This is a genomic window from Sorangium sp. So ce426 (genome assembly GCF_051475585.1).
GTDB lineage: Bacteria > Myxococcota_A > Polyangia > Polyangiales > Polyangiaceae > Sorangium > Sorangium cellulosum_B.
In genome coordinates this window covers 8,898,379-8,924,235 of sequence record NZ_CP150341.1, presented here as the reverse complement: position 1 = coordinate 8,924,235, position 25,857 = coordinate 8,898,379, and the positions used below count along the sequence as shown (strand labels likewise).

General features: G+C 72.2%; 20 protein-coding genes. 13 read left to right on the top strand and 7 right to left on the bottom strand.

Translation table 11 applies throughout. The features are described 5' to 3' along the window. The first annotated feature begins 264 nt into the window (after window positions 1-264). Both WMF44_RS33210 and WMF44_RS33205 read left to right on the top strand, forming a co-directional pair. Window positions 265-567 (top strand): hypothetical protein, encoded by a 303-nt coding sequence (locus tag WMF44_RS33210; RefSeq protein WP_437294059.1) that lies wholly within the window; start codon window positions 265-267, stop codon window positions 565-567. Further along, window positions 564-1,256, top strand: a complete 693-nt coding sequence (locus WMF44_RS33205; protein WP_437294058.1) for a sigma-70 family RNA polymerase sigma factor — start codon at window positions 564-566, stop codon at window positions 1,254-1,256. The genes WMF44_RS33210 and WMF44_RS33205 overlap by 4 nt, the downstream gene beginning before the upstream one ends. A gap of 6 nt (window positions 1,257-1,262) precedes the next feature. Here WMF44_RS33205 and WMF44_RS33200 read toward each other — a convergent pair whose 3' ends face one another. From WMF44_RS33200 to uppS, 3 genes are all read right to left on the bottom strand, one after another. Continuing rightward, window positions 1,263-2,588 (bottom strand): Glu/Leu/Phe/Val family dehydrogenase, encoded by a 1,326-nt coding sequence (locus WMF44_RS33200; RefSeq protein WP_437294057.1) that lies wholly within the window; start codon window positions 2,586-2,588, stop codon window positions 1,263-1,265. A gap of 253 nt (window positions 2,589-2,841) precedes the next feature. After that, on the bottom strand, window positions 2,842-3,663 hold the full coding sequence (locus WMF44_RS33195; RefSeq protein WP_437294056.1) for a phosphatidate cytidylyltransferase: 822 nt from the start codon (window positions 3,661-3,663) through the stop codon (window positions 2,842-2,844). 2 nt (window positions 3,664-3,665) lie between these two features. Then, entirely contained in the window at window positions 3,666-4,526 is an 861-nt protein-coding gene (gene uppS, locus WMF44_RS33190; protein ID WP_437301644.1) for a polyprenyl diphosphate synthase, read from the bottom strand. Between the two features lie 58 nt (window positions 4,527-4,584). On the opposite strand from uppS, the gene WMF44_RS33185 reads away from it, so the two are divergent. Together WMF44_RS33185 and WMF44_RS33180 are read left to right on the top strand one after the other, a co-directional pair. Continuing rightward, entirely contained in the window at window positions 4,585-5,967 is a 1,383-nt protein-coding gene (locus tag WMF44_RS33185; RefSeq protein ID WP_437294055.1) for a 3-keto-5-aminohexanoate cleavage protein, read from the top strand. Next, window positions 5,964-8,690: a hypothetical protein gene (locus tag WMF44_RS33180; protein WP_437294054.1), complete on the top strand. Its 2,727-nt coding sequence runs from the start codon at window positions 5,964-5,966 to the stop codon at window positions 8,688-8,690. The genes WMF44_RS33185 and WMF44_RS33180 overlap by 4 nt, the downstream gene beginning before the upstream one ends. 48 nt (window positions 8,691-8,738) lie before the next feature. Here WMF44_RS33180 and WMF44_RS33175 read toward each other — a convergent pair whose 3' ends face one another. Together WMF44_RS33175 and WMF44_RS33170 are read right to left on the bottom strand one after the other, a co-directional pair. Continuing rightward, entirely contained in the window at window positions 8,739-9,476 is a 738-nt protein-coding gene (locus tag WMF44_RS33175) for a sigma-70 family RNA polymerase sigma factor (protein ID WP_437294053.1), read from the bottom strand. A 380-nt stretch (window positions 9,477-9,856) separates the two neighbouring features. After that, window positions 9,857-11,029, bottom strand: coding sequence for a DUF882 domain-containing protein (locus tag WMF44_RS33170; protein WP_437294052.1), 1,173 nt, complete (start codon window positions 11,027-11,029; stop codon window positions 9,857-9,859). A 294-nt stretch (window positions 11,030-11,323) separates the two neighbouring features. Here WMF44_RS33170 and pilM point away from each other — a divergent pair, with 294 nt between their 5' ends. From pilM to WMF44_RS33145, 5 genes are all read left to right on the top strand, one after another. Continuing rightward, window positions 11,324-12,385, top strand: coding sequence for a type IV pilus assembly protein PilM (gene pilM / locus WMF44_RS33165; protein WP_012238809.1), 1,062 nt, complete (start codon window positions 11,324-11,326; stop codon window positions 12,383-12,385). Next, window positions 12,382-13,026 (top strand): PilN domain-containing protein, encoded by a 645-nt coding sequence (locus WMF44_RS33160; RefSeq protein WP_012238808.1) that lies wholly within the window; start codon window positions 12,382-12,384, stop codon window positions 13,024-13,026. Before pilM ends, WMF44_RS33160 begins: the two co-directional genes overlap by 4 nt. Beyond that, complete coding sequence (locus WMF44_RS33155; protein WP_437294051.1) at window positions 13,026-13,664, top strand: type 4a pilus biogenesis protein PilO; 639 nt, start codon at window positions 13,026-13,028, stop codon at window positions 13,662-13,664. The genes WMF44_RS33160 and WMF44_RS33155 overlap by 1 nt, the downstream gene beginning before the upstream one ends. After that, the gene (locus WMF44_RS33150; RefSeq protein WP_437294050.1) at window positions 13,661-14,314 is read left to right on the top strand and encodes a pilus assembly protein PilP; all 654 of its coding nucleotides are present in this window, start codon (window positions 13,661-13,663) and stop codon (window positions 14,312-14,314) included. Before WMF44_RS33155 ends, WMF44_RS33150 begins: the two co-directional genes overlap by 4 nt. A 154-nt stretch (window positions 14,315-14,468) precedes the next feature. Beyond that, entirely contained in the window at window positions 14,469-16,781 is a 2,313-nt protein-coding gene (locus tag WMF44_RS33145; protein ID WP_437301643.1) for a type IV pilus secretin PilQ, read from the top strand. Window positions 16,782-16,820: 39 nt separating this feature from the next. On the opposite strand, the gene WMF44_RS33140 is transcribed toward WMF44_RS33145, so the two are convergent. Then, window positions 16,821-17,759 carry a LysR family transcriptional regulator gene (locus tag WMF44_RS33140; protein WP_437294049.1) on the bottom strand — a complete coding sequence of 313 codons (939 nt, stop codon included), beginning with the start codon at window positions 17,757-17,759 and terminating at the stop codon, window positions 16,821-16,823. A 179-nt stretch (window positions 17,760-17,938) separates the two neighbouring features. On the opposite strand from WMF44_RS33140, the gene WMF44_RS33135 reads away from it, so the two are divergent. The 4 genes from WMF44_RS33135 to WMF44_RS33120 all read left to right on the top strand — a co-directional run bounded on the left by WMF44_RS33135 (window position 17,939) and on the right by WMF44_RS33120 (window position 23,928). Then, window positions 17,939-19,276, top strand: coding sequence for a wax ester/triacylglycerol synthase domain-containing protein (locus WMF44_RS33135; protein ID WP_437294048.1), 1,338 nt, complete (start codon window positions 17,939-17,941; stop codon window positions 19,274-19,276). 11 nt (window positions 19,277-19,287) lie between these two features. Continuing rightward, the gene (locus tag WMF44_RS33130; RefSeq protein ID WP_437294047.1) at window positions 19,288-21,117 is read left to right on the top strand and encodes an NAD(P)/FAD-dependent oxidoreductase; all 1,830 of its coding nucleotides are present in this window, start codon (window positions 19,288-19,290) and stop codon (window positions 21,115-21,117) included. Window positions 21,118-21,302: 185 nt separating this feature from the next. Next, complete coding sequence (locus WMF44_RS33125; protein ID WP_437294046.1) at window positions 21,303-21,971, top strand: hypothetical protein; 669 nt, start codon at window positions 21,303-21,305, stop codon at window positions 21,969-21,971. 364 nt (window positions 21,972-22,335) lie between these two features. Continuing rightward, window positions 22,336-23,928 carry a peptide chain release factor 3 gene (locus tag WMF44_RS33120; RefSeq protein ID WP_437294045.1) on the top strand — a complete coding sequence of 531 codons (1,593 nt, stop codon included), beginning with the start codon at window positions 22,336-22,338 and terminating at the stop codon, window positions 23,926-23,928. Between the two features lie 42 nt (window positions 23,929-23,970). Here WMF44_RS33120 and WMF44_RS33115 read toward each other — a convergent pair whose 3' ends face one another. Next, the gene (locus WMF44_RS33115) at window positions 23,971-25,830 is read right to left on the bottom strand and encodes a DUF885 domain-containing protein (protein WP_437294044.1); all 1,860 of its coding nucleotides are present in this window, start codon (window positions 25,828-25,830) and stop codon (window positions 23,971-23,973) included. Window positions 25,831-25,857: the final 27 nt, after the last annotated feature.

Genomic DNA, 25,857 nt, shown 5'->3' with positions numbered 1-25,857 from the left:
CCGGTTCAGACAGAAAAAATGCATGTGTCGTCCCGGGCTCGAGACAAGTCCAACCCTTTCCAGAGCTTACGTGCCGCTCGGGCTCCGGGGCGGAGCGCCCTGGGCGAGCCGCGCCCGGCCCCGCGGAGAAATCGTCACGCCGAGACCTCTTTTTCTGTCCGAACCCGCCGCGAGCCAGTGATTTATCTCAAGGAGGGACACGGCAGGCACCGCGTCCCCGTAGCCATCCGGGCAGCGCGCGGGACGGCGCGCATGAGGGCCACGATGAGAGATGACGCGTCGCAGGACGACACGCTGGCTGACGAAGGCGAAGATCCGGTGATCGAGGCGTGCCTTCGAGACGCCCTGGCTCCCTACACGAAGGCGCTCTCGCCGGAGCAGCTCCTGGGCTACCGGCGTTATCTCACGGTGTTCATCAAGACGCACCCCTCGGCCGCCCCGCTGTACGAGCGGCTCCGCGGGCGAGCGGCCCTCGACGCGAGCGCCGCCGTGCCGAAGGAGAGCGACGGAGACCACGAGGACGGTGCCCTGGTGTTGCCGGATGGCACGTGGGGAGAGCGCGGGTGAGCGAATCTGGGCCCCCTCGCGCGCCGGACCCGCGCCGCGATCCACGCGTCGTACGCGCTCTCCCGGAGGTGCGCCGCATCGCGCGAACCGTCGCGCGCACCTACGGCGTGCGTGCGCGCGACGTGATCGAGGAATGCGAGCAGATCGCCTGCCAGGCGCTCGTCGAAGCGTTCTCCGGGTTCGATGCGTCCCGCGGTGTGCCCCTCGTCCACTTTGCGTGGAAGCGGGTCGTCGGCGCGGTGAGGGACTGGATCGCTCGCGAGGCGCCGCCCTCGCGTGCCGGGGTCGACGCCGGGGACCACGTCGCTGACGCGCTCCGCTTCGAGGGCGATCCGTTCGAGAGCGACGGCGCGACGCTGGAGCGGCTCTCAGGCTCCTGCCGAGCGCTCGCCTTCGCCTGTTTCCTGGGCGACTGCCCCGAGCTCCTCGACGCCGGGCCGCACGACGCGCTCGTGCGCGCCGAGACCCTGGACGCGCTCGCCCAGGCGCTCGATCGCGCCGATGAGCGCGAGCGGCGCCTGATCGCGCTGCGGTACGCGGGCGACCTCTCCTGGGCGAAGGTCGGCGAGGCGCTCAGCGTTCACGAGAAGTTCGCGCAGAGGCTCGATGAGCGGCTCCGCGAGCGGTTGGGACGAGCCCTCCGCCAGCAAGGGATCTGCGAGGCCCCGCCCGCGGAGGGGGAGGAGTAACGCATCTCAGGGGAAGATCTCGCGCTCGCCATACACAGCGGCGAGCCGCTGCAGCGCCACGGCATAGGCGGCGAGGCGCAGCGTGCACTTCTTCTGCCGCGCCAGCTCGGTCACCTCGCGGTAAGCACGCTTCATGGCCTTCTCGAGGCGGGAGTCGACCTCCTCGAGCGTCCATGTCTCCGAGCGCTTGTTCTGCACCCACTCGTAGTAGCTCACCGTGACGCCGCCCGAGTTGGCGAGGATGTCGGGCAGGATATGGATCCCGCGCTCCAGGAGGATCTTCTCCCCCTCGGGCGTGCACGGCCCGTTCGCGCCCTCGGCCACGAGGCGGACCTGCAGCCAGCTCGCCTCCTCCACGCCGACCTGGTTCTCCAGGGCCGCCGGGATGAAGATGTCCGCCTTGAGCCGGAAGAACTCCTCTCGGCTGATCGGCTTGCCGGCAGGGTAGCCCGCGATCGAGCGGTTCTTCTTCACGTAATCCTGCAGCTTGTGCGGATTGAACCCTTCCGGATTGTAGAGATACCCCGTGTGATCGCCGACGGCGACGGTCGAGGCGCCGAGCTTCGACAGGAGCACGGCCGTGTTCGAGCCGACGTTGCCGAAGCCCTGCACGAGCAGCGTCGCGCCGCCGAGGTTCACGTCGTTGTCCTCGGCCCACTCGGTGATGCAGTGGACGACCCCCTGGCCCGTCGCCTTCTCGCGGCCGTACGTGCCGCCCGACGCCACCGGCTTGCCCGTCACGACGCCCTTCACAGCCTGCTTGAAGAGCTGGCCGACGGTGTTCATGTACGTGTCCATGGCCCAGGCCATGGTCTTCGCGTCGGTGCCCATGTCGGGAGCCGGGATGTCCGTCTCCGGGCCGATGTTTCCGCCGAGCGCATGGAAGAAGCGGCGGGTGATCCGCTGGAGCTCGGCGCGCGACACCTCGTTCGGGTTGAACTTGATTCCCCCCTTTCCGCCGCCGAGCGGCAGGTTCATGAGCGCGCACTTCCACGTCATCATCGCGGCCAGCGCCTTGAGGTCATCCAGCGATACCGTCTCATGGTATCGAATGCCCCCCTTGAACGGCCCGAGGAGGTTGTTGTGCTGGATCCTGTAACCCTTGAAGAGCCGGATGCTGCCGTCATCCATCCGTACAGGGAAATTGACGATGATCTCGTTCTTCGGCTGGCTCAGGATCGTGGTGATGTAACCCGGCAGCTCGATCAGCCGGGCAGCCTCGTCGAGATAACCCTGGACGACTTTGAAGAACTCGTATTTGTGCCTGTGGCTCGGAGCAGCAGGGACGCCCACAGGCGAAGTCGTGGTCTTGGTGCTGAGCTGTTCTTCCATGGCTATGTAACTTTCTAGTGCGCTGAGCCGTTCCGTTCAACGTCGGGCGCAACCATGCGATGCGTCATCGCGGCTCCGGACGGGCGGGGCGATGCGTCAGGCTGCCAGTGTGCGAGGAGGCGCCGCGTTGACGGCAGGAGAGCCGCGTCGGGGGCGAGGCCGCGGCGCGTGCGTGCGATGTGGGTGTCGCGCATCGATGGATGCGCGGTTCTTGGATGACGCACGGCGCACGGCGCGCCGCGCGCGACGCCGTTCAGGGCCTCGACCACAGGACATACAGATACGTGATGGTCCCGGTCACGAGCAGGGCATCGACGCGGTCGAGGATGCCGCCGTGGCCGGGCACGATCCCGCCAGAGTCCTTGATCCCGAAGGAGCGCTTGAACAGGGACTCCCCGAGGTCTCCCGCCTGACCGAGGCCGCCCGCGACGATCGCGAGCGCGAGCGCGTCCACGAGCGGCAGCGACCGGAGGAACCAGAAGTGAGCAAGGAGCGCGCCGATCACGGCGAAGAGCAGGCCGCCGAGCGCGCCCTCGACGGTCTTCTTCGGGCTCACGGCCTCGTAGAGCTTGCGCCGGCCGAGGAAGCGGCCTGCGAAATAGGCGCCGGTGTCGGAGAACCAGGAGAGCAGCATCGCCAGCACGACGAACGAGGGGCCGTCGGCGCCCCCGTCGCGGCGGAGGAGCGCCAGCGCGCCGAGCCCGCCGCCCACGTAGAGCGGGCCGAAGGTCATCGCCAGCACGCGCAGCGCCGCGGTGCGCATCTCGCCGAGGCGCACCAGCGTGACGAGCATCGCGACGAACGGGAGCAGGAAGATCAGCGCGAGGAGCGCGCCCGGCGAGCCGCTGAACCGCCAGATCACGCCGAGGACGGCGAGGGTGAGCGCGACGCCGATGGCCCGCGCGACGCGGTCGTCCGCGTGTGTCATCGCGAAGAACTCGAGCGCGCCGATGGCGGAGGCGACCGCGACGAGCGCCGCCCAGCCCCAGCTCGGGCCGAGGTAGAGGAGCGAGAGGAGCAGGGGAGCGGCCACGAGCGCGGTGAGGACCCGCATCGTGAGGTTGGAAGCAGCCAATCTCAGACCCCCGTCCGTGAGCCGTCGTGGGACCCGTGCGCGGCATGCGAGGCGGGCGCGGCGATCTCGCGCGCGCGCCACGGCCGCTCCGCGTCGAGCGCGCCCCGCGCGCTGGCCGGCTCCCCCCCGGCGCCGCCCTGCGCGCCGTGCGCGGGCGGCGGCGCGCCGTCGCGCCGCTGGTAGGCCGCGATGGCGGCGAACAGGTCGTCCTCGGTGAAGTCGGGCCACAGCCGCTCGGTGAACGACAGCTCGGCGTACGCGGCCCCGTAGAGCAGGAAGTTGGAGAGCCGCTGCTCGCCGCCGGTGCGGATGATGAGATCCGGCTCGCCGACGCTCAGGCTCGGCAGCCGCGCGGCGAGCAGCGCGCCGTCGATCGACTCCGGATCGAGCCTGCCCGCGACCGCCTCCATCGCGAGCTCGCGCGCCGCGGCGGCGATCTCCTCGCGCGCGCCGTAGGACAGCGCCAGCGCGAGCGTCATCTGGCGGTTCGTCGCGGACGCCTTCCGGAGCGGGTCCAGCACGTCGCGCACGCCCTCGGGGAGCCGGCTGATGTCGCCGATCGCGACCAGGCGGATGTCGTTCTCGAGGATCTCGCAGCGCTCGCTCATCAGGTACTCGCGCAGCAGCCCCATCAGCGCGTCGACCTCGTTCCGGGGCCGCGCCCAGTTCTGCTCGCTGAACGCGTACAGCGTCAGCGCCTCGACGCCGAGCCTCCGGCAGACGCGCACGATCCGCCGCACGGCGGCGCTGCCGGCCTTGTGCCCGGCCTCGCGCGGCTCGCCGCGCAGCTCCGCCCAGCGACCGTTGCCATCCATGATGATTCCGACGTGGCGCGGGAGATTTCTGGCTTCTACGAGGTTCATCGGCGGGGGCAGTTTCCTCTGTTGACTACCGACTGTCGACTGTTGAGTCTTCACGCCCATGAGCACAGGGGTTGGTCTCACGGTCACGCTGCGCGTCAGGATGGGCGCGCACGACGCACATTACGCGGGCGAGCTGTGCGATGGAGCGCGTATTCTCGCGCTCTTCGGCGACGTCGCCACCGAGCTCCTGATCCGTCTCGACGGCGACGAGGGGCTCTTCCGCGCGTACGAGGCGGTCGAGTTCCTCGCCCCGGTCCGAGCAGGCGATTTCATCGAGGCGACCGGGGTGGTCACCAAGGTCGGCGCCACGTCGCGCACGATGGCGTTCGAGGCGCGCAAGGTCGTCGCCAGCGTCCGCGAAGCCGGGGTGGCGCCCTCGGCGGCTGACGCGCTGGCCGAGCCGCTCATCGTCTGCCGGGCGCTCGGCACCTGTGTCGTCCCGAAGGAGCTCCAGCGTCGGCCGCGCCTCGTCCTGCCGGCGCTGTCGGCGCCGCCCCCGGACCACGCGCAGCTCCCGGAGCCGCGGCCGATCATCACGCCGCCCCCCCGGATCCTCGTCACGCCGCCGCAGAGCGCCCTCATCCTGACGGCCGCGATCGTCGGCGCGGAGACGACCCGGGCGCAGACGCCGCACCTCCCCATCACGGCGCGCGAGCTCGCCGAGGAGGCCGCCCGCTGCCGCGACGCGGGCGCCTCGGTGGTCCACCTGCACGTCAGGAACCCGGACGGGTCGCCGAGCCAGTCGCGGGCGCTGTTCGCCGAGGCGATCGCCGCGATCCACGAGAAGACGGACGTCATCGTCCAGACGTCGACCGGGGGGGCCGTCGGGATGGGCGTCGACGAGCGCGCCCAGCCGCTGCTCTGCAGCCCCGAGATGGCCACCCTGAACTGCGGCACGATCAACTTCGGCGACGGGATCTTCGACAACACCCGGCCCCTCATCCGGGACATGGCGGCCCGCATCCGCGCCGGGGGGAGCGTCGCCGAGCTCGAGTGCTATGAGGTCGGCCATATCCATGAGGCGCTCAGCCTTGTCGCCGAGGGGCTCCTCGCGGAGCCGCTCCACTTCCAGTTCGTCCTGGGGGTGCCCGGCGGCATCGCGGCGCGCGAGGACGTGCTCCGGTTCATGATCACCCAGATCCCGCAAGGCGCCACGTGGGGCGTCGCCGCCGTCGGCCGCCACCAGCGCCCGATGACCGAGCTCGCCATGCAGCTCGGCGGGCACGCGCGGGTCGGGCTGGAGGACAACATCTACCTGGACAAGGGCGTGCTCGCCGAGGGGAGCGCGCCGCTCGTCGCGCGCGCCGCCGCCTTCGCGCGGAGCGCCGGCCGCGAGGTGGTCGAGCCGGACCGCGCGCGCCAGCTGCTCGGGATCCGCCCGCGCGCCGCGGCGGCCCAGGCCGGCGGGGCCTCCGGAGGGAGCGCGCGCGCGCAGGGATGACGGACCGACCGCTCTCGCCGTGGATCGATCACCTGCGCGGCCGGCTCCCGATCGCGCTCGGCGTCGCTCTCCTCGGGGCCGTCGCGCGGCTCTCGACCCCGCCCCCGCCAGCGCGGACCGCGGACGCCATCGCCGGGATGCTCGGGGAGGCGATCGGCGGCGCCGTCAGCCCGGACGACTTCGTCTGGGAGGAGCGCGGCGGGTTCTTCTCCGACGCGCTCCTGGGCCGCCGGGTGCTGTTCCTTGGTGTTCCGCGTGTCCCGCGCGTCCCGGGTCCGGGCGCCGCGGAGCGTGGGCCCGACGCGGAGCGCGCGCCCGAGGGGCGCGGCGCCGCCGACCTGTACCGGGCGCGCGTTCGGCTCACCCGCTCCGGCCGGCCGGTGAGCCTGGACGGCGTGCGCAACCTGACCGACACGCCCCTCGGCGACGATCGCGGCCTCGTCGCCCGCGGCAGCCGCGTCGCGGTGACCACCACCGCGTTCGGCGTCGTGCAGGGGATCACGCAGCTCGATCTGGGCGGCGATGGGCGCGCGGGAGCGCGGCCCGCCGGCGAGCGGCTCCGCGCGGCGATCGACGGCTGGCTCGAGACAGGGAGCGTGGACGGCGCGTCGCGCACCGAGATCTCGTTCGACAACCCGCCCGCGTCCGCGCGGCTCGATCTCGTGGACGAGGGCCTCGTGATGGCGCTCGGGCCGGAGGCGGTCCCGGCGGCCCTCAACGCCAGCACCGGCGAGGTCGACACGGGCGGGCGTGATCCGTTCGTCGCCCGCGCGCACCACCTCCCGCGCCGCGTGCCCTCGTTCGGCGAGCTCGCCGGGCCGTCCGCCGAGCGCCTGCTCGGTCCGACGGCGGCGGCCGCGGTCGAGCGGCTCGCGCTCGCCGCGGATCGCGCGGCGGCGAGGCTGCGCGCCGCGCCGGCCGCCGCGTACGCGACCCGCGGCCCCGCGTCTGCCGAGCCCGCGCCGGAGGGGTGGCCTTCGCTCTGGCCGCCGCCGCCGGTCGCGCCGGTGGTCGATCCCCCGCTCCCGGGGGAGGGCGCCTGGGAGCTGGTGGCTCCCTCGCTCCCGCGCGCGCTCCCCGGCGTCGAGGAGGATCCGCAGCGCCCCTCCAGCCCGTTCGCCGCGACGACCCTCCGGCCCGATCCGCGGCGGCCAGAGCTGCGCGTCCACCTGCTCGCGATCGACACGCGGCACATCCGGTTCACCTTGCAGGCGGGCTACGAGGCCCCCAGGCCGACCGTCGGCCCGCGCGGCACGGGGCAGCTCCCCCACGCGTCGACGCTCCGCGGCGCCATCGGCCTCGGCGCCTCCACGCGCGAGCCGGGCGCGCCCCACGCGGGGACGGAGGCGCTCGGCATGGTCGTCGGCGGCCGCGCGCTCGTGCCCCCGCGCGACGGCGCGGCGACGCTCGGGGTCGACCTCTCGGGCCGGCCGTACTTCGGCGCGTGGCCGTCCGGCGGGGACGTCGAGCGCGTCCCCTGGGCGCTCTGGCAGCGCCCGGCGGCGAGCCCCGGCGCGCCCCGCGCGGAGGGATCCACGCGCTTCCCCTGGGCGCTCTGGCAGGGCCCTTCGCTCTTCGAGGCGGGGAGCGCCGCGGCCCCGCTCGCCCTCCTCGCCGCCCCTCCCGCGGAGCGCGCCCCGGCCAGCGCGACGCTCTCTCCCGGCGACGGCGACGACCTCGTCGTCGAGCGCGCGGCGCTGTGCATGACCGACCGCGGCTTCGTGGTCCACGCGTGGGGCAGCGCCCTCGACGCGGCCGCGCTCCGGGCGGCGCTCGAGCGCGCCGGGTGCCTCGCCGGCGTCTCGCTGGGCAGGGCGCCGGACCCCCTCGGCGTCGCCTTCCTGAGCCCCCAGCAGGACGGCGTCTTGACCGCCGAGCGCCTCTCGTCCGCGATGTCGATCGCGCCGCCGGAGCACGCGGCGGCCGTGTCGCCGCGCCCCTTTCTCTTCTTCGAGTCGCGCTGGACGGACGCTCCCCCGGCGCCGGACCTGTCGCTGCCGGGCGACAGCGTGGGCTGGGCCGCGGACGGCGGCGCGCAGCCGCCCCCAGCGTGGAGCCCGGCCGTGTACGCCGCCGCCACCGTGCACCTCGGCGCGCAGGTCCGCGTCCACGCCTTCGCTCCGGACCGGTTCCTGTTCCGGCTCCGCGCCGGCTCGCGCGAGATCTCGCCGCGGAGCGCGCCGAAGCTCGACGCCGAGGTGCCGGCCGACGAGCGGCGGCGGGTCCTCGCGGCGATCGGCGTCGGCACCGGCCGGCGGCGGGGCCCGCGCGGGCTCGCCGTGGGCGGCACCGTCGGCCTTCGCTTCCGCGGCGAGGGGGGCTTGCTGCTGGTCCGGGAGGGCCGCGTCGAGATCCGCCCGGCGGGCGGCGCCCCGCTCGCGCCGGGCGCGGACGCGACCGAGCTGCCGCTCACCGCCGATGACGGCAGGCTGCGGCCGGAGGCGCGCGAGATCGGGACCATGCGCCGGCGCAGCGCTGCCTGCGTTCTCGACGACGGCACGCTGCTCGTGGCCACGACCTCCTTCGACAGCGACGAGGCGACGACCGAGGCGCTGCTCGACCTCGGCTGCGCCCGCGTCGTCGCGCTCGATCGCGGCGCGCACCGCAACGCGTTCGTGCACCGGGCCTCCGGGGACCCCGCCCTCCAGCAGACCTACGAGGAGACCGCGCTCTTCGCGGTCGGCGTCGCGATGCCCGGCCGGGCGCGCCGGCTCGCCCCCTGAGCGCGGCCTTGGCCGCGCGAAGCGACGTAGAGGGAGCGCGGGCGGCGGTCAGGCGTGGGACAGCATGCCTCGCAGCATGCCGAGCGCGCGCGTGTGCAGCTGCGAGACGCGCGGCTCGCCGATCCCGAGCTCTGCGCCGATGTCCTTCAGCTTCGCCCCTTCGAAGTAGTACATGCCGATCACGCGCCGCTCCCGCTCCGGGAGCTGCGCGATCGCGAAGGACAGCGCCCGCCGGGTCGCCTGCGCCGAGATCGCCTCGATCGGGTCGTCTTCGCCGGACATGTGCACCGACTCCTCGGTCGGGGTCACCTCGCTCAGGCTCACGAAGACCGTCGCGCCGCCGGCCCTGCTGGCGGCCTCCGCCTCGACCGCCTCGCGCGCTCGCCGCGAGAGCCAGTCCTGCGCGCGGAGCTCATCGACGATCGCGCCGCGGATCCGGAGCTTCGCGTAGCCGGCGAACGTCTCGCCGTCGCTCCCGCCGTTCTTGCGGAGCGAGTCGACGAGCCCGAGCATCCCTGCGCTGAGCAGGTCGTCGCGCTGCACGTTGGGCGGCAGGTGGCGCGACACCTGCCGCACCAGCTTGCGGACGAGCGGGAAGTACCCCTCTAGCACCTCCGGGCGGAGCGGCGCGCACGTCGGCTCGTTGTCGCGCGGCCCGCCCGCGCAGGCCGCCTCGGTACAGCGCGGCGGGCTGCACGGGCCGCCGTCCGGCGCGATATCCGGCTCGCTGTCTGGCTCCAGCAGCTGCCACGGGCCCTCGTAGGTGCACGCCGACGTGACCTCCACGGATTCCCAAATTTCGTGCGCGCACCTTGACGCGGCCTCCGCGGACTCCCAAAGCTCGCGAGAGAGCGACGCGCCCGGCTCCTGCGCCGCGACGCTCGGCGATCCATCGAGGCCGAGCGCAGAAGGCGCCTCGATCAGCGCGTGCTCACACGGAACGACCGGACACGTCGCGCCAAAGGCGACCGGCTGGACGAACCCGCCCCCGTCACAGCACGCGGGGAGCGACATGGGAGGAGCGAGCCCCTCCCGCTGCAGTCGGGTCGATTGCTGCACGTGAGGTGGATTGGTGCCACAACTCTCGCAGCGTGCAAGGCAGAGCCGTGCAATTGTGTCTGGTGCGGATGTTCAGTGTGTGGATTATAGCCAGCGGCCGGGACAGCTCACCTCTTCCCGGGCGAAGTCTCAGGAGCAGGGGTGGGTGAACCTGACCCCAGGACCTTCTCCTTCCCGCTGCCGCTGCGCGCCGTGTCCGAGTTTGTCCCTGTAGTATTCATGGGTTGCGGCTGAGTGGCACGGGGCTCGCCTGACCCATAGACCTCTTCTTCTGCGGACACGGGGACATCGCGCGCCGCTTCATCGGCCGCGACAGAGCCCTTCGCTCCCGCGTAGCGCGGCGGCTCTCCAGGCCCCGAGTAATCCACCCAGTACACTTTATCTGATCTGACGTCCAGGTGAACGAACGTCGAGTTGGGATAATATCCGACACCTGCGTTGCGGAAACCTCGGCAGAAATCGCGGACCACGGTGTTGGGCACGCCCTCGACCATGAAATCGACGGCGCGACCGTGGTTGTGGTTGGAGTGCGGGGTGTACTGGGTGGGTGAGTAGGGGCGATAACCGCTGACGACGCGGAGGGGCCTGCCGCCGAAGTGGTCGCTCACCATGCCAATCAGCGTGGCGAGCCGGGGATCGATGGGAATCGAGGCGGTGGGGGACGCGCGCATCAGCCGGCTGAGCTTGGGGAGGGCCTTGGGCACGAGCCGCCCCTTCGGCGTGAGCAGCTGGACGTCCAGCCGCTCGGCGCCTCGCACCAGGCGGACCCACCCGCGGCGCTTGGGTCGCTGCGCATAGCGCTTGTTGGGCGGCATCGAACGGGGATCGGCCTTCGCCGCGTCCCTCTTCGTCGACCCCTTCCCCGGGGGACGAGCCCCCGCGTCGCGCTCCTTCGCGCTGGCGCCGCGGCTCCGCTCCCGCTCGTCGCGCAGCGCGGCGGCCCGGCCCTTGGCTCGCGCGGCGGGCTCACCCCGCTCCGGGATCACGAGGACGAGGCCCGGATGGATCCGCTGGCCACGCTTGAGCCCGTTCGCCTCGCGGAGCGCGTCGACCGTGATGCGGTACCGCTTCGCGATCTTGCCGAGCGTCTGGCCGGCGTAGACCGTGTGCTGGCCGTCCTCGGCGACCGCCGTGCCGGGCGCGGCGCTCAGGAGAAAGGCCGCCGCGAGGGCGGCGAGCGCACATCGCAGCCGCGATGGCCGCGATGGCGAAGAGGTGGGCTCCATCGCGGCCCCGGCGCGGGGGCCGATGCCGCAGAAACGGGAGAACTCCGGATGCATGAGGGGACTCTGACCTGTCGTCATCCGTGCCCGACGACCGAGCCCCGGACGGTGCTACCCTGGGCTAGCGCGCGCTCGCCGGCCCGAGCCGGCGGCGCCGCACCGCATATCGAACTTCGATAGGCGGGCGGGAGGCGAGCGTAAAGCGGTTTTTTGCCCAGCGATCGTCGGTGGTGCGAAGCTTCGCCAGAAGCGACCAGAGGCGATCACAGGGGATCGGGCGCCCGGGAGCCGGGCAACGCAGCCCGGGCTTCCCTTGCTTCACCACGGCGGGCGCGGAGCAGGACGGACGGGATGTCGGAAGGCAAGAACTTGATCGGGGTCGATATCGGGTCGAGCGCGATCAAGATCGCTCAGATCAAGGAAGGCCGCAGGGGCTATGGCCTCGTGCGGCTCGGTTACGCGCCGCTCGCGCCGCAGGCCATCGTCGACGGCCACGTCATGAACGCGCAGGCCATCGTCGAGGCGCTCGGCCGCGCCTTCTCCGAGGCCAAGATCCGCCAGCGCGAGATCGCGCTCAGCATCAGCGGCCAGGCGGTCATCATCCGCAAGATCACGGTGCCGCTCATGACCGCCGCCGAGCTGGACGAGCAGATCCAGTGGGAGGCCGAGCAGCACATCCCCTTCGACATCAAGGACGTCCACGTCGACTACGAGGTGCTGCGCCGGCGCCCCGAGGCCGGGCAGATGGACCTCCTGCTCGTCGCCGCGAAGCGCGACGAGATCAACGACTACACCCAGATCGCCAGGACGGCGAAGCTCAAGCCCATGGTGGTCGACATCGACGCGTTCACCGTCCAGAACCTGTTCGAGGTGAACCGCGGCATCCCGCCGGACCAGACGTTCGCCATCATCAACGTCGGCGCGAGCCTCGCGTCGATCAACATCGTGTCGCGCGGCGCGAGCGCGTTCACCCGCGACATCGGCAACGGCGGCAACTACATCACCGAGCAGATCCAGCGGAAGCTCGGCATCAGCTTCGAGCAGGCCGAGGAGTTCAAGTGCGCCAGCGTGACCTCGGGGCCGGGCGGCGTGCCCGCGCAGGTCATCGAGACCATCGAGCAGGTGTGCGACTCGATCGCGGGGGAGATCCAGCGCTCGCTCGACTTCTTCCTGGCGACGAGCGGTGAGGGCGACATGCACCGCATCTACCTGACCGGCGGCTCGTCCAACCTGCCGGCGCTGCCCGCCGCGATCGGGCGGCGCGCCCGGGTGGCCGTCGAGCTGATCCAGCCGATGGAGCGCATCACCGTGGAAGCGAAGGAAGTCAACCAGGAGCTGCTCCGGCTCCGGGCGGCGCAGTTCTGCGTCTCGCTCGGGCTGGCGATGCGCAAGGACCGGGAGAAGCGCTCGTGATTCGCGTCAACCTCCTCCCGCAGCGGCGCGGCACGCGCGGGGCCGCGCCCCAGGCGAGCCAGCGGTGGCTGCTCGTCACGCTCGGCGTCGTGATCCTCGAGATCGTCGCGCTCTTCCTCTTCCACCAGACGAAGGTCGAGGAGCTCGACGAGCAGAACCGGAAGAACTCGCTGCTGCAGAGCCAGATCCAGGACATCCGCACGCTCGTGGCGAACCACGAGGAGATCAAGAAGGCGCTCGAGGTGCTGCGCGCGCGCGAGGACGCGATCGCGAAGCTCCAGGCCGCGCGCAGCGGGCCGACCGCGGTGCTCCTCGAGCTCGCGCAGCTGCTCACGAACGGCAAGGGGCCGACCGCCGATCCGGACAAGCTCGCGCAGCTCCGCAAGGAGAACCCGCTCGCCGTCTACAACCCGTCCTGGGACAGCCGCCGGCTGTGGCTCACGAGCTACGTCGAGTCCGAGCGGACCGTGCGCGTCGAGGGGCTCGCGCGCGACGGCACCGACGTCTACGAGCTCGCCCAGCGGCTGAAGCTGTCCTCGTACTTCTACGACGTGCAGCTGCTCCCGGGGAAGAAGGAGAACGAGAAGGCGTCGCGGCTCGAGCTCGTCTCGTTCGCGCTGCAGCTGAAGGTGAGGTACTGATGGCCACGAAGCCCATGCCCGTGCAGGCCGGCTCGGCGCTCGACCGGCTGCCGCCGCTCGCCAAGCTCGGCGTCGGCGCGCTCTTCGCGGCGCTGGTCGGCATCCTGTACTTCGTCGGCTTCTACGCCGACGTCGACTCGCAGATCGAGAGCGCCGTGCAGAAGCAGGGCGTGCTCCAGGCGGAGCTCACCAAGGCGCAGGCGTCGAAGGCCGCCTACCAGAAGGACCTCGACGAGAAGACCCGCCGCGAGCAGATGAGCCGCGAGCAGAAGAAGATCCTCCCGGACGAGTCCGAGACGCCGGCCTTCCTCTCCGCCATCCAGGGCGTCGCGACCGTCTCCGGCGTCAACCTGACGTCATGGAGCCCCACCGAGGAGATCCCGCAGGAGTTCTTCTCCAAGGTGCCGATGCAGCTCACGCTCTCCGGCAAGTTCCACCAGGTGGCGAAGTTCTTCCACGGCGTGGGTCAGCTCGATCGCATCATCAACCTCGAGGAGGTCCAGATCAAGGATCCGAAGGTCGTGGGGAGCGACGTGGAGGTCAAGGTGGAGTGCCTCGCGACCGCGTTCCGCGCCGTGCGCGCCGGGGAGACCGCGACGAGCGGCGTGAAGCGTCGCAGCGGCGGAGGTGTCCGGTGAAGGCCGGCCGGATGATGCTGCTCGCCCTCGGGGCGACCACCGCCGCGGCCCTCGCGCTCGCGGGGTGCGAGGAGGACGTGCCGGTGACCTCCTCCACCAAGCCGCGCCCGCCCGGGGCGCAGGCCTCCGCCTCGCCGCAGCGCGCGTCCGCGGCCGGCGCCGGGTCCGCGGCCGCGGACGCCGGCGCGCCAGAGCTGCCGCCGCTGCCGCTCCGGGAGTTCCAGGAGGCCGACTTCTCCGAGAGCGACCGGAGCCGCGACCCGTTCCGGAGCTTCGAGTCGCTGTTCGCGACGCAGGCCCGGGGTCGGGTGACGATCCAGCGCCAGGTCCTCGTGGATCGCTTTGCGCTCGACGAGCTCAGGCTGGTCGGCGTCGTCTCGCGCGCGCCCGCCCGCGCGCTGCTCACCGACCCCACGGGGCTCGGGTGGGTGGTGAAGGTGGGCGATTTCGTCGGCAAGGCCGAGATCGTGCACGCGGGCGGCCCCACGGGCGTCGACGTGGCCGTCAACTGGCGCATCGATCGGATCCGCGACTCGGACGTCGTCTTCATCCGCGAGGACCCGTCGCACCCGGAGATCCCGCCGACCACGCGCGTGATCGCGCTGAGGCCGCTCGGCGAGGAGAGCGAGGCGGCCCTCGGCGGCCCGTGACCGCCACGAATTGGGCCCGCGCCGGGCACCCGAAGTAGCCTCCCGGCAGCGTGACGCAGATCTCGCGTCACCGCGAAGCGGGAGTGCAATGAAGAGCAATCGAGACTATCGCCCGAGGCGGGGCGCGCTTCGCCGTGCTGCGGCACTCGGGGTGATGTTGATCCTCGGCGCTCCTGCGGGAGACGCAGACGCCGCCGCCCCGATCAAGGTCAGCGACGTCAGGCTCACGGCACCGGACGAGGGCAAGGCCGAGATCGTGGTCGCGACGACCGGCGAGCCGCGCTTCTCGGCGCGGGTCGCGGACGGCGGCAAGCGGCTCCTCATCGACCTCGAGGGCGCCGAGGCAGGCGGGGCTTCCGGCGCGATCACGAGCGGCAACGCGATCGTGGCCGGGGTGATGACGCAGGGGTTCGGCAAGGCGACCCAGCGGACGACGCGGGTGCTCGTGCAGCTCGCGCGCCCGGCTGCCTACCGGATCCGCGCCGAGCAGGGCGCGCTCGTGATCGAGCTCGCCGCCGCCGACGCGACGGCGCCCATGGCGGCGCGGGCCCCGGCCGGCCCCGCGGCGGCGGCGCCGGAGCGCGAGCCGGCGGCGATCACCGACGTGCGCTTCGAGCACCAGGCGACGCTCGATCGGGTCGTCATCGAGCTCTCGTCGATCCCGAGCTACCGCGAGTCGACCGGCAAGGGGGGGCGCCGCGTCATCGAGCTCAGCGGCGTCCGGCTCCCCGACGCCCTCCAGCGCAAGCTCGACGTCGGCGCCTTCGGCGGCCCGGTGCGGGCCATCTCGACGTTCCGGCGCAACAGCGACGGCTCCAGGGTCGTCGTCGAGGTCGAGCAGGTCGAGGGCGCCTCGGGCGTGGTCGCGCGCGAGGGCAACGCGCTCGTGCTGAGCGTCGCGAAGGGCGCGCTGCCCACGGCGCTCTCGGGGATCGCCGCCGACGGCGGCGCGGCGAGGCGGACCCGCACGGTGGCGCGCGAGGCGCTCCTCGACGAAGGGGCGCCGAAGGTGGAGACCTCGTTCGAGGGCGCGGACGGGGGTGTGGGGGCAGAGCCCGGCTACGCCGGGCGTAGCCCCCACCGTCCGACGGAGAGCCAGGAGTCGCTCGTCGAGCCCGACCAGGCCGGCGCCTTCATGCCCGCGATCGCCGGGCAGCAGCGGCGGTTCACGGGGCGGCGCATCGACCTCGACCTGAAGGACGCGGACATCCACAACGTCCTCCGGCTGATCTCCGACGTGGGGCGGGTCAACATCGTGACCGCCGACAACGTGAGCGGCACGGTCACCATCCGGATGCGCAACGTCCCGTGGGATCAGGCGCTCGAGACGGTGCTCCAGGCCAAGGGCCTCGGCGTGGTCCGGCAGGGCAACATGATCCGCGTCGCCCCGATCGCCGATCTCAACAAGGAGCGGGAGCTCGCGATCGCGCGGCGCAAGAGCGAGCTCCAGCTCGCGCCGATCGAGACGCGGCTCATCCCGATCAACTACGCGGACGCGAAGGACCTCCAGGATCGCTCGAAGGACATGCTCTCGCCGCGCGGCTCGCTCGCGGTCGACGAGCGGACGAACGTGCTCATCGCGCGCGACGTCGCGGGGAACCTGAACCAGATCGAGGAGCTGGTCCGCTCGCTCGACACGCAGACGCCGCAGGTGCTGATCGAGGCGCGCATTGTGGAGGCGACGAGCCGCTACGTGCGCGACATCGGCATCCAGTGGGGCGGCGACGGGACGTTCAGCGCGGCGACCGGCAACCCGACGGGGCTCGTCTTCCCCTCGGCGATCGGCGTCGCCGGCGGCGCGACCGACTCGAACAGCCCGACCGGCGGCCTCTCGCCGTTCGCGAGCCAGGTGTCGAACCCGAACTTCGCGGTGAACCTGCCGGCCGTCGTCGGCGCCGGCTCTGGCGGCGCGCTCGGCTTCACGCTCGGCTCGATCAACAACACCGTCAACCTCGGCGTCCGGCTCTCCGCGGCCGAGGCGAGCGGCATGCTGCGGATCGTCTCGAGCCCGCGCATCCTCACGCTCGACAACCGGGAGGCGCGGATCAGCCAGGGGACGCTGATCCCGTTCTCGCAGATCAGCGCCCAGGGCGTGCAGACGACCTTCCAGGAGGCCAAGCTCCAGCTGCTCGTCAAGCCGCACGTCACGTCGGACGGCAGCGTCGCGATGCACGTGAAGATCAACCGCGACGACCCCGACTTCAACCAGACGTCGGCCCGCGGCGACCCCACCATCCTGAAGCGCGAGGCGGAGACCGACCTCCTGATCATGGACGGGCACACGGCGGTGATCGGCGGGATCTTCACCCGCAACACCGGCCGGAACCTCGATCAGGTGCCGTTCTTCGGGGACATCCCGGTCCTCGGCCTCCTCTTCCAGCGGCGCCGCGCGAGCGACACGCGGAACGAGCTCGTCATCTTCCTCACGCCGCGCATCGTGAACCGCGCCGAGGCGCTCGGCCGGTAGCCCCCGGGCGCGGCGCGCCTCGCCGCGCCCCGGACCCCCTCAGGCGCGCTTGCGCCGGGCCGCCTCCCGCGGGCTCGGGGCGGTGTCCGTCACGACGCCGCGCAGCCACGCCCGCGCGGGATCGCGCTCGGTCCGGCTGTTCCACGCCATCGCGATCTCGATGGGCGGCAGCTCGAACGGCAGGTCGAAGGTGCGGAGCGGCACCAGGCTGGAGAACGCCCTGCCCAGGCGTGTGGCCACGGTGGCCACGAGATCCGACGCGGTGATGGCGTGCGGCACGAGGAGCACGTGCGGCACCGTCATGGCCTCATGGCGCGCGATCCCGCGCGCCGTGATGAGATCGTCCGCGACCCCGTCGTGGGCGCCGCGCCTGGGGACGACGACGTGCGGGAGGGCCGCGTAGGTCTGGAGATCGACCTGCCCGCGCGCCGTGGGGTGGCTCATGCGCGCGAGCCCCGCGAAGCGATCGTCGAAGAGGGGCGCGCGGCGCAGGTCGGGGGGGAGGCTCTCCTGCGGGAAGACGCCGATCGCGAGATCGATCTCGCCGCTCCGGAGCGCGTCGGCGGCGCGGCCGTCGAGCGGGAGCAGGTGGAGCGCGAGCCTCGGTCCGCCCTGCTCGAGCGCCGCGTTGAGCCGCGGCAGGAGGACGAGCTCCACGTACTCCGTGGCGGCGATCCGGAAGGTGCGATCGCTCGTCGCCGGGTCGAACGCCGGCGTCGTCTCACCGAAGAGGCCCGCGAGATCGTGGACGATCGCGGTGACCTGCGGCGTCATCTCCTCGGCGCGCGAGGTGAGCGCCATCTGCCGGCCGACCCGGATGAGCAGCGGGTCGGAGAAGAGCTCACGCAGCCGCGTCAGCGCGTGGCTCATGGCGGGCTGGCTGAGGCCCACCCGGCGGGCCGCGAGCGTCACGCTGCGCTCCTGCAGCAAGGCGTCGAGCGCGATCACCAGGTTGACGTCGATCGCCGAAAGATTCACCCAAAGAATATACGATGAGTCATGTATCCATGGCATGGATACTTTCGTTTTCTTGCGCGGGCGCGCGGCGTGCGCGGCGAGGAGGCGTGATCCCGCGCCTGCGGGCGCTGTCGTGCGGCCCGCGTGGCTGCTAGGGTCGCGCGCGGCTCCCCCCTGATCGGCGGTGCCTTGCGGAGACCATGACATCGCCCGTTCTGCTCGGGGGGATCGACTTCTTCCACCTCATGAACGATCGCGCCATGCGATCGCGCGGCCAGGCGGGCAACCACTGCCTGTTCGTGATCGAGCTCGACGGCCGCGTCGATCTGGCGCGGCTCGCGGTGCGGCTCGAGCGCGCGACCCGGGCGCTCCCCGAGCTCCGGTTCCGGCTGGACAACAGCGTGCTCGGGCGGGCGGGGCGGCCCCGCTGGGTCGTCGATCACCACCGGCGCGCCCCCGGGCTGCGCCTCCACGAGGTGGAGGGCGAGCGCGAGCGCGCGGCGCGCATCGAGGCGCTGCTCGCGGACCGGACCTCCGCGGAGCGGCCGTGGGCGCTCGACGTCGTGCGCGAGGTGGGCGACGGCGATACGGTCGTGCTCCGCCACCACCATGCGTTGACGGATGGCAGGGGCGCGGATCGGCTCGTTGCCTGGCTGGGCTCCGGGAGCGGCGACGCGCCTGACGACCCGCCGCCGCGGCAGGAGCGGCACGACGCGCCGGAGCGCCTGCTGGCTGCCATGGACCGCGACGAGCGGGTCGCGCTGGCGCGCGCGTACAAGGCCCACGTGCTGTCGCTCGGCCGCGCGCCCATCCTGTCGCTCGCGCGCGCCTGTCCTCAGGTGCGGCCCTCGGCCTCCCGCGTCCTCCGGCTCACGCTCTCGGCGGAGGAGACCCGCGCCTTCGATCTCCGGGTGCGCCAGCGCGCGCGGCTCGCCGAGACGAGCCTCATGTTGATCGCGGCGACGCGGCTCGCCGACCGGGCGCTTGCGGGCCGCGGCTTCGCCCCGCCGCACCACGTGATCCCGCTGCCCCTCTCGCTCGACCCCAAGGGGGGGGCGCGGCGGCTCTTCGGCAATCACCTCACGATGGCCCTGCTCTCGCTCGGCCGCGACGAGCTCCACGACGACGCGCGCGCGGTGGCTCGCCTCGCCGAGCAGCAGCGGGCCGTGGTGCGCGACAGGCTCGATCTCGCCATGATCGCCGCGCTCGATCTGGCCCGCTGGCTCCCCGGCCCGATCTACCGCTGGCTGGGGGATCAGCCCTTCCAGGGTGAGCTCGCCTCGCTGATCGTCTCGAACCCCGGCGCGGTGACGGTGGAGCGGTTCGCGGGGCTCCCGGTGCGCTCGGCGTACCCGCTGCCCGCGGTCGTCGCGCCGCCCGGCTTCCAGGTGATCTTCAGCCGCTTCGGCGGTCGCCTCTCGGCGTCGATCATCCACGGCGACGGGCTGCTCCGCCCGGACGAGGCGGAGGTGATGCCGGGCGCGCTCCGCGCCGAGCTGCTCGGGGAGCCCGCGCCGCCGGGCGGGGGCGCGGTATAAGGGCGCTCGTCATGCGCACGTTCGATATCGTCATCATCGGCAGCGGCATCGCCGGCGGCTTCCTCGCGCGGCAGCTCCGCCTCGCGTGCCCCGACCTCGGGGTCCTCGTGCTCGAGGCTGCCGAGGCGATGGAGGACTACAAGGTCGGCGAGAGCACGGTGGAGGTCGCGGCGAACTACATGGTTCGCCGGCTGAACCTCGGCACGTACCTCTACCAGCACCAGCTGCCGAAGAACGGGCTCCGCTTCTTCTTCGACTCTCCGGGCAAGGATCTCCCGCTGCCCCGGATGAGCGAGATCGGCTCCGACCACATGCCGTTCCACCCGAGCTTCCAGCTCGAGCGCGCGCGGCTGGAGCGCGATCTCGTGACCATGAACCGCGCCGCGGGCGCCGAGGTCGAGCTCGGCGCCAAGGTGGTCGACGTCGCGATCGACGGGCGCGGGCGGCACACGGTCGTCTACGAGCGGGGCGGCGAGCGGCGCGAGGTCGCCTGCCGCTGGGTGTGCGACGCCTCCGGGCGGCGGCACGTGCTCTTCCGCAAGCTCGGCGTGAAGGTGCACAAGGAGGCGCGGCTCAACACGGCGGCCGCGTGGGGGCGTTACCGCGGCGTCGCGGGGCTCGATGCGGTCACCGACGCGGCGTGGCGGTCGCGCGCGCGGTACACGTCGCGCCACCTGTCGACGAACCACTTCATGTACGACGGGTACTGGATCTGGTTCATCCCGCTCGCTGGTGATTTGATGAGCGTGGGCGTCGTGTTCGACAAGGACCGGATCGGCGCGGGCAACGCGCCGGCCGGGGCGCTGCCCGGGCCGCGCACGCGCGCGGAGTTCGAGCGCTTCCTGGGCGCCCACCGCGCCGCGCGCGAGCTGCTCGAGGGGGCGGAGCTCGAGGATTTCCAGAGCTATGCCCACCTGCCGTACCACGCGGACCGGTACTTCTCGACCGACCGTTACGCCGTCACCGGCGAGGCCGGCGCGTTCACCGATCCCTTCTACAGCCCCGGCTCCGATTTCATCGCGACCGCGAACGAGTTCATCACGCAGATGATCCTCTCCGACGTCCGCGGCGATCGCGCCGGGTTCGAGGAGAGGGTCGCGGCCTACGACGCGTACTACCGGTTCAAGTACGACAGCACGCTCCGGCTCTATGAGCGCATGTATCCGGTCTTCGGCAGCTTCGAGCTCTATCGGCTGAAGTATCTCCTCGACTTCAACAACTACTACAACCTCGTCGTCTGGCCGTTCATGGCCGACCGGGTGACGGACGTGGGTTGGATCCGGGAGGAGCTCAGGTTCACCGATCTCGTGCTGCGCGCCCTCTCGACGATGGGCGAGCATTTCGCGTCGCTGGCGAGCGACCTGCGCGCGCGCGGGGAGTACTTCGCGCAGAACGAGGGGCGCTTCGCCAACGGGCTGAACGGCGTCGCGCAGCTGGAGACGCGGCTCGGCCCTGCCATCGACGAGCGGTTCCGGCGGGAGCAGGTCGACCGGGCGTACGGGAGCGTGTTCGCGGCGCTCGTCGAGAGGCGGCTCGGCGAGCGGGGCCTCTCCGACCGCGCTCGCCTCGTCTCGGAGCTCCCTCTGCCGCAGGTGCTCGTGTTCCGGGACATCACGCCCGAGCGGCTGGCGCGCCTCCTCCAGCGCATCGCCGAGCGGATGACGAAGGAGCTCCGTCAAGAGTTCCCGGACGCAGGCATCGAGCGGATCGAGCTCGGCGCGAGCGGCGTGATCTCCGTGACGGGGCCCGCCGAGGGGACCCGGGCGCATGCGGACGCCCTGTCCCGGGCGCGGGCGCTCTGGGACGCCTCGGCGGGATCGCTCGCTCACATCGCCCTCTGAGCCTGCTTTCGCGGGCTCCGGGACCGCGGTCGTCGCCGCCGCCGGCGAGCGCCTCGCGGCTACCTCGACAAACTCCCCGCGGTTTCTCCTGTACCCGCGCCCGTTCCGCAGTATCACAGCGCCCGATGCGGTGGAGAGCAGCAGGTGGGCGTCTGGGTCAGTGGGCCGTCTCCGTGGCGCTGTCGATGGGTGCTGTCGGCGCTTGCGTCGGCGCGGTCGCCGAGGGTGGTGCGCCGCCGCGGCAGGAGCCGCCGGAGCAGGGGTGGATCACGGCGGCGGCGCCTGACGCGGGCGGCGCTCCGCGCTGTCCGCACGGCGCGCTGGAGGATCCGCACCGTGGCTTCGTGCGTTGCCTCGAGCCGGGCGAGGCCGATGCCGGCTGGCTCCCGCCGTCGCCGCAGCCCGAGCCGCCCCCTCCCGACGGCGGCGCCCCCCCGCCAGACGGCGCCCCCCCGCCTGACGGCGGTGTTCCTGGCGACGCCGGCCCCATCGACGGCGGCGTGCCTGACGCATCGATCGTGTCGGCGCCGCTCCCTCTCGTGGAGATCAAGGAGCCCGAGTTCATGAACGGCGACGTCCCGAACGTGGCCAAGCGGCTCGAAAAGGTCGCCCCCGACCTGGCGAAGTGTGTTGCCGACCATGGCGGCCTCTCTGGCGCGTCGGGCAGCATCAAGATCCAGTTCCTCGTCCGGGTGCGTGGCCGTGCCGAGGGGGTCGAGATCCTCGACTCACGTGGCGTCACCTCCGACGCGCAGCGCTGCATCCGTCAGTTCCTCAAGAACAAGCCCATCGGCACGCCCAGCGCCGACCCCGTGGGCGTCACCGTCTCCCTCTCCCTTCGCGCCCCGAAATAACGACCCGTTACAAAGACCCAACCCGAGGCGTCCCACGCGCAACGCCCCTAGGATCACGATCCCCATCGGCCGCCCCCATCGCTTACAAAGATCACCTTACAAAGAGCCAGGGCGGGCGGGGGTGGTGCGCGAGCGGGCGGCGGGGGTGGGCCCCACGAACCCGAGGGCCGGCCTGCCCCGCAGCGTCCCCCTCTCTGACCGAGCCCCCCGTCCAGCGCGGCATTAGCCCCCCAAAAGGCCCGAGTTCGTGGGGGGACCCCCGCCGCCCGCTCGCGCACCACCCCCGCCCGCCCTGGCTCCGTCGCCCCCTGGGTTGACGCAGCCCCCACGGACTCTATCCTGCCGCGCCGCTGTGCCCGACCCGATGCTCACCCGCGAGATCGCCCGTCGAAAGACGTTCGCGATCATCTCCCACCCCGACGCTGGCAAAACCACCCTAACCGAGAAGCTCCTGCTTTACGGAGGCGCCATCCAGCTCGCCGGCGCCGTGAAGGCCAAGAAGGCGCGCGCCCATGCCGTCAGCGACTGGATGGAGATGGAGCGCGAGCGCGGCATCTCCATCTCGACCAGCGTTCTCCAGTTCCCGTACAAGGGCCGCCTCCTGAGCCTGGTCGACACCCCCGGCCATGCGGACTTCAGCGAGGACACCTACCGCGCGCTGATGGCGACCGACGCCGCCATCATGATCCTCGACTGCGCGAAGGGCGTCGAGACGCAGACGAAGAAGCTCTTCCGTGTCTGCAAGCTCCGGCAGATGCCGATCTTCACCTTCGTCAACAAGCTCGACCGCCCCGGGCGCGACCCGTTCGAGCTGATCGGCGAGGTCGAGGAGGTCCTCGGCATCGGCGTCTACCCGGTCACCTGGCCCATCTCGGCGGGCGGCAAGTTCCGCGGCGTCTATCACCGCGAGCGCAAGCAGGTCTTCCTCTTCGAGCTCGTCGCGCACGGCGCCGAGATCGCCCCGATGGAGGTCGTCTCGCTCGACGCACCCGAGCTCGTCGAGGCGCTCGACGAGGAGGGCGCCCGCCAGCTGCGCGAGGACATCGAGCTCATCGACGCCGCCGGCGACGCGCTCGATCGCGACAAGCTCGCCCGCGGCGAGGTCACGCCCATGTTCTTCGGCAGCGCCATCACCAACTTCGGCCTGCCGCAGTTCCTGGACGCGTTCATCGAGCTCATGCCCCCGCCCGCGCCGCGCGGCAGCGACAAGGGCCCCATCGCCCCGGACGACGACCGCTTCACCGCGTTCGTCTTCAAGATCCAGGCGAACATGGACCGGGCCCACCGCGACAGGATCGCGTTCCTCCGCGTCTGCTCCGGCCGCTACGAGCGCGGGATGAAGGTGCACCACGTGCGCCTCGGCCGCGACATCCGGCTCACCAACCCGGTGCAGTTCATGGCCCAGGAGCGCACGCTCGTGGAGGACGGCTTCGCGGGCGACATCATCGGCGTCTTCGACCCGGGGCTCTTCCTCATCGGCGACTCGCTCTGCAGCGGCTCGCCCGTGAAGTACGCCGCGCTGCCGCAGTTCCCGCCGGAGCAGTTCGCCCGCGTCGTCATGATCGATCCCATGAAGCGCAAGCAGCTCAAGAAGGGGCTCGAGCAGCTCGCGCAGGAGGGCTCGGTCCAGCTCTTCCGGCCGCCCGAGGGCCGGGAGGGCGAGGCCATCCTGGGGGTCGTGGGCGAGCTCCAGTTCGACGTCGTGAAGCACCGCCTCTCGGCCGAGTACGGCGTCGACGCCCGGATCGAGCGGCTCTCGTTCAGCCTGGCCCGCTGGGTCGAGGGCGAGCCGGTGCCCCTCGCCGAGCTCGAGTCGAACCTCTACGGCTACGGCGCCCTCGACGTGCACGGGAACGCTGTCGTGCTCTTCAAGGGCGACTGGCAGCTCGATGCCTGCCAGAAGGCGTTCCCCAAGGCCCGCTTCGTCGAGCTCGGCGGCTCGATCTCCCCGGTGTGATCTTCGCCGCGCGCGGCCCTCTCGGCCGCGCGCGGATCGCCGCTATTCCGAAAGCAGCGCCGGGAGGTGCCGCACGGAGGGCGAGCCGTGGCTGAGCAGGCGGTCGTGGTAGGCGCGCTCGGTGAAGCCCGGCTTGCGCTCGTGCTCGGCGCGCAGGCGCATCATCTCGGTGAAGCCGTGGAAGTACGTGGTGAGCTGCGCGCTCGTGAGCCGGGCGCGCCGCCACTTGCCGACGGCCTCGCCTTCCTCCTGAAAGGCGTCCTTCGTCATGAGCGAGAGCGCCTCCTCCTCGCCCATCGCGCCCGCGTGCACCCCGTGGTCGAGGAGGGCGTTCACCGACATGCGCAGCACCATCTTCTGGCGCTGCATCCGCACCTTCGGGCCGCCGAAGCCGTGGTGCGCCATCAGCCACTCGGTGTAGACCGCCCACCCCTCGACGAACGGGCCGCTCGAGAAGACCGCGCGGACCTTCGAGGGGAACTCGTTGTTGTGCATGAGCTGCAGGAAGTGGCCCGGCATCGCCTCGTGGACGGTGAGGTCGGCGAGCATGCTCGAGTTGTACTCGCGGTAGAACGAGTCCACGCGCGCCTTCGGCCAGTCCTTCGGCGTCGGCGCGATCGCGAAGAACGTCTCCTGCTTCGCCTCGAGCGGGCCGGACGCGTCGCAGTAGGCGATCGCGACGCCGCGGCGGTACTCGGGCATCTCGATCACCCGGCAGGGCTCGTCCGGGATGCGCACGAGGTCGCGCGCGCGGACGAAGTCGGTCGCCTCCGCGAGGAGCTTCTCGGACGCCTTCACGATGGTCGCGTTCGTCGGGTGATCGGCCGCGAGCGCGTCGAGCACCTTCCTGATCACGGCCATCTTCTCGTCCTGCGCCTCGACCCTCGGGAAGGGCTGCTTCCCGAAGAGCGCCGGCCAGAGCTCCCTCGAGGTCTCGAGCATCTCGGCGTGCGTCGCCGCAAGCAGGGCGCGGGCGCTCGCGACCACGCCGTCGATATCGATGGTCGCGTCGTCCAGCGTGAACCGGAGCTTCTTCTCGAAGCGCGCGCGGCCCAGCCGGAAGTCGCCGTTGCTCCTCGGGAGCAGGTCCTTCTCGAGGAACGCCTGGAAGCCCTCGAGCGCCGCCGCCGCCGCCCTCGCGGCCGCGTCGAGCTCGGCCTGCTGCGCCGGGGCCGACGCGAACAGCGCCGGGAGCTCGGACTTGCAGAGCGCGATGAGCCCCTTGTTCTGCGCGATCGCCGTCTCGGTGTGGATGCGCGGCGGCGCCGCCGTGAGGCGCTGCTCCGCGGCGCGCACGAGCGCGGGGATGCCCGAGAGGCGACCCCCGAGGCTCCGCAGGCGCTCCTCGAGCGGCGCGAAGCTCCTCGTGATCAGGGGATCGAGCCCGTCGCCGACGAGGCCCGTGTACACCATCGGGTTCCACGTCGCCTCGCGGAGCTCGTCGATCGCGAACAGCCAGGAGCGCAGCTGGTTCTCGATCATCGCCGCGTCGACGCGGCTCTGGACGCCGAGGCGCGCCGCGGGCAGCGCCCCGAGCTCGGCCAGCGCCGCCTCGATCGCGCGCCGGCGCGCGGCCTCGCCCTGCGCGGTGACGTCCGGCCACACGGCGTCGTACCGGTGGTCCCCCGCCTCGGTGGCGCGGACCGGCTCGTCGCGCAGGTACTCCTCGAGCACGCGCGCCGACAAGGCCGCGAGCGCCTGCTCGGCGCCGGCCTCCGCGCCGGCCTCCGCGCTGGATCGCGCGTCGGCCGGGCTCACCACGGCCGCCTTCGTGAGGGGTTGCGCGGGCGCGGCGCGCTCGGCCGGCCCGCACGCGCAGAGCAGCGCGACGAGCAGGGAGAGGTGGCCGCGGAGCGATCTGCGGGAGAAAGAGAGCTCATGGGAGAGAACATGGTGTCGCACCTGCGCCTCCTAGCGCCAGCTCGCCGA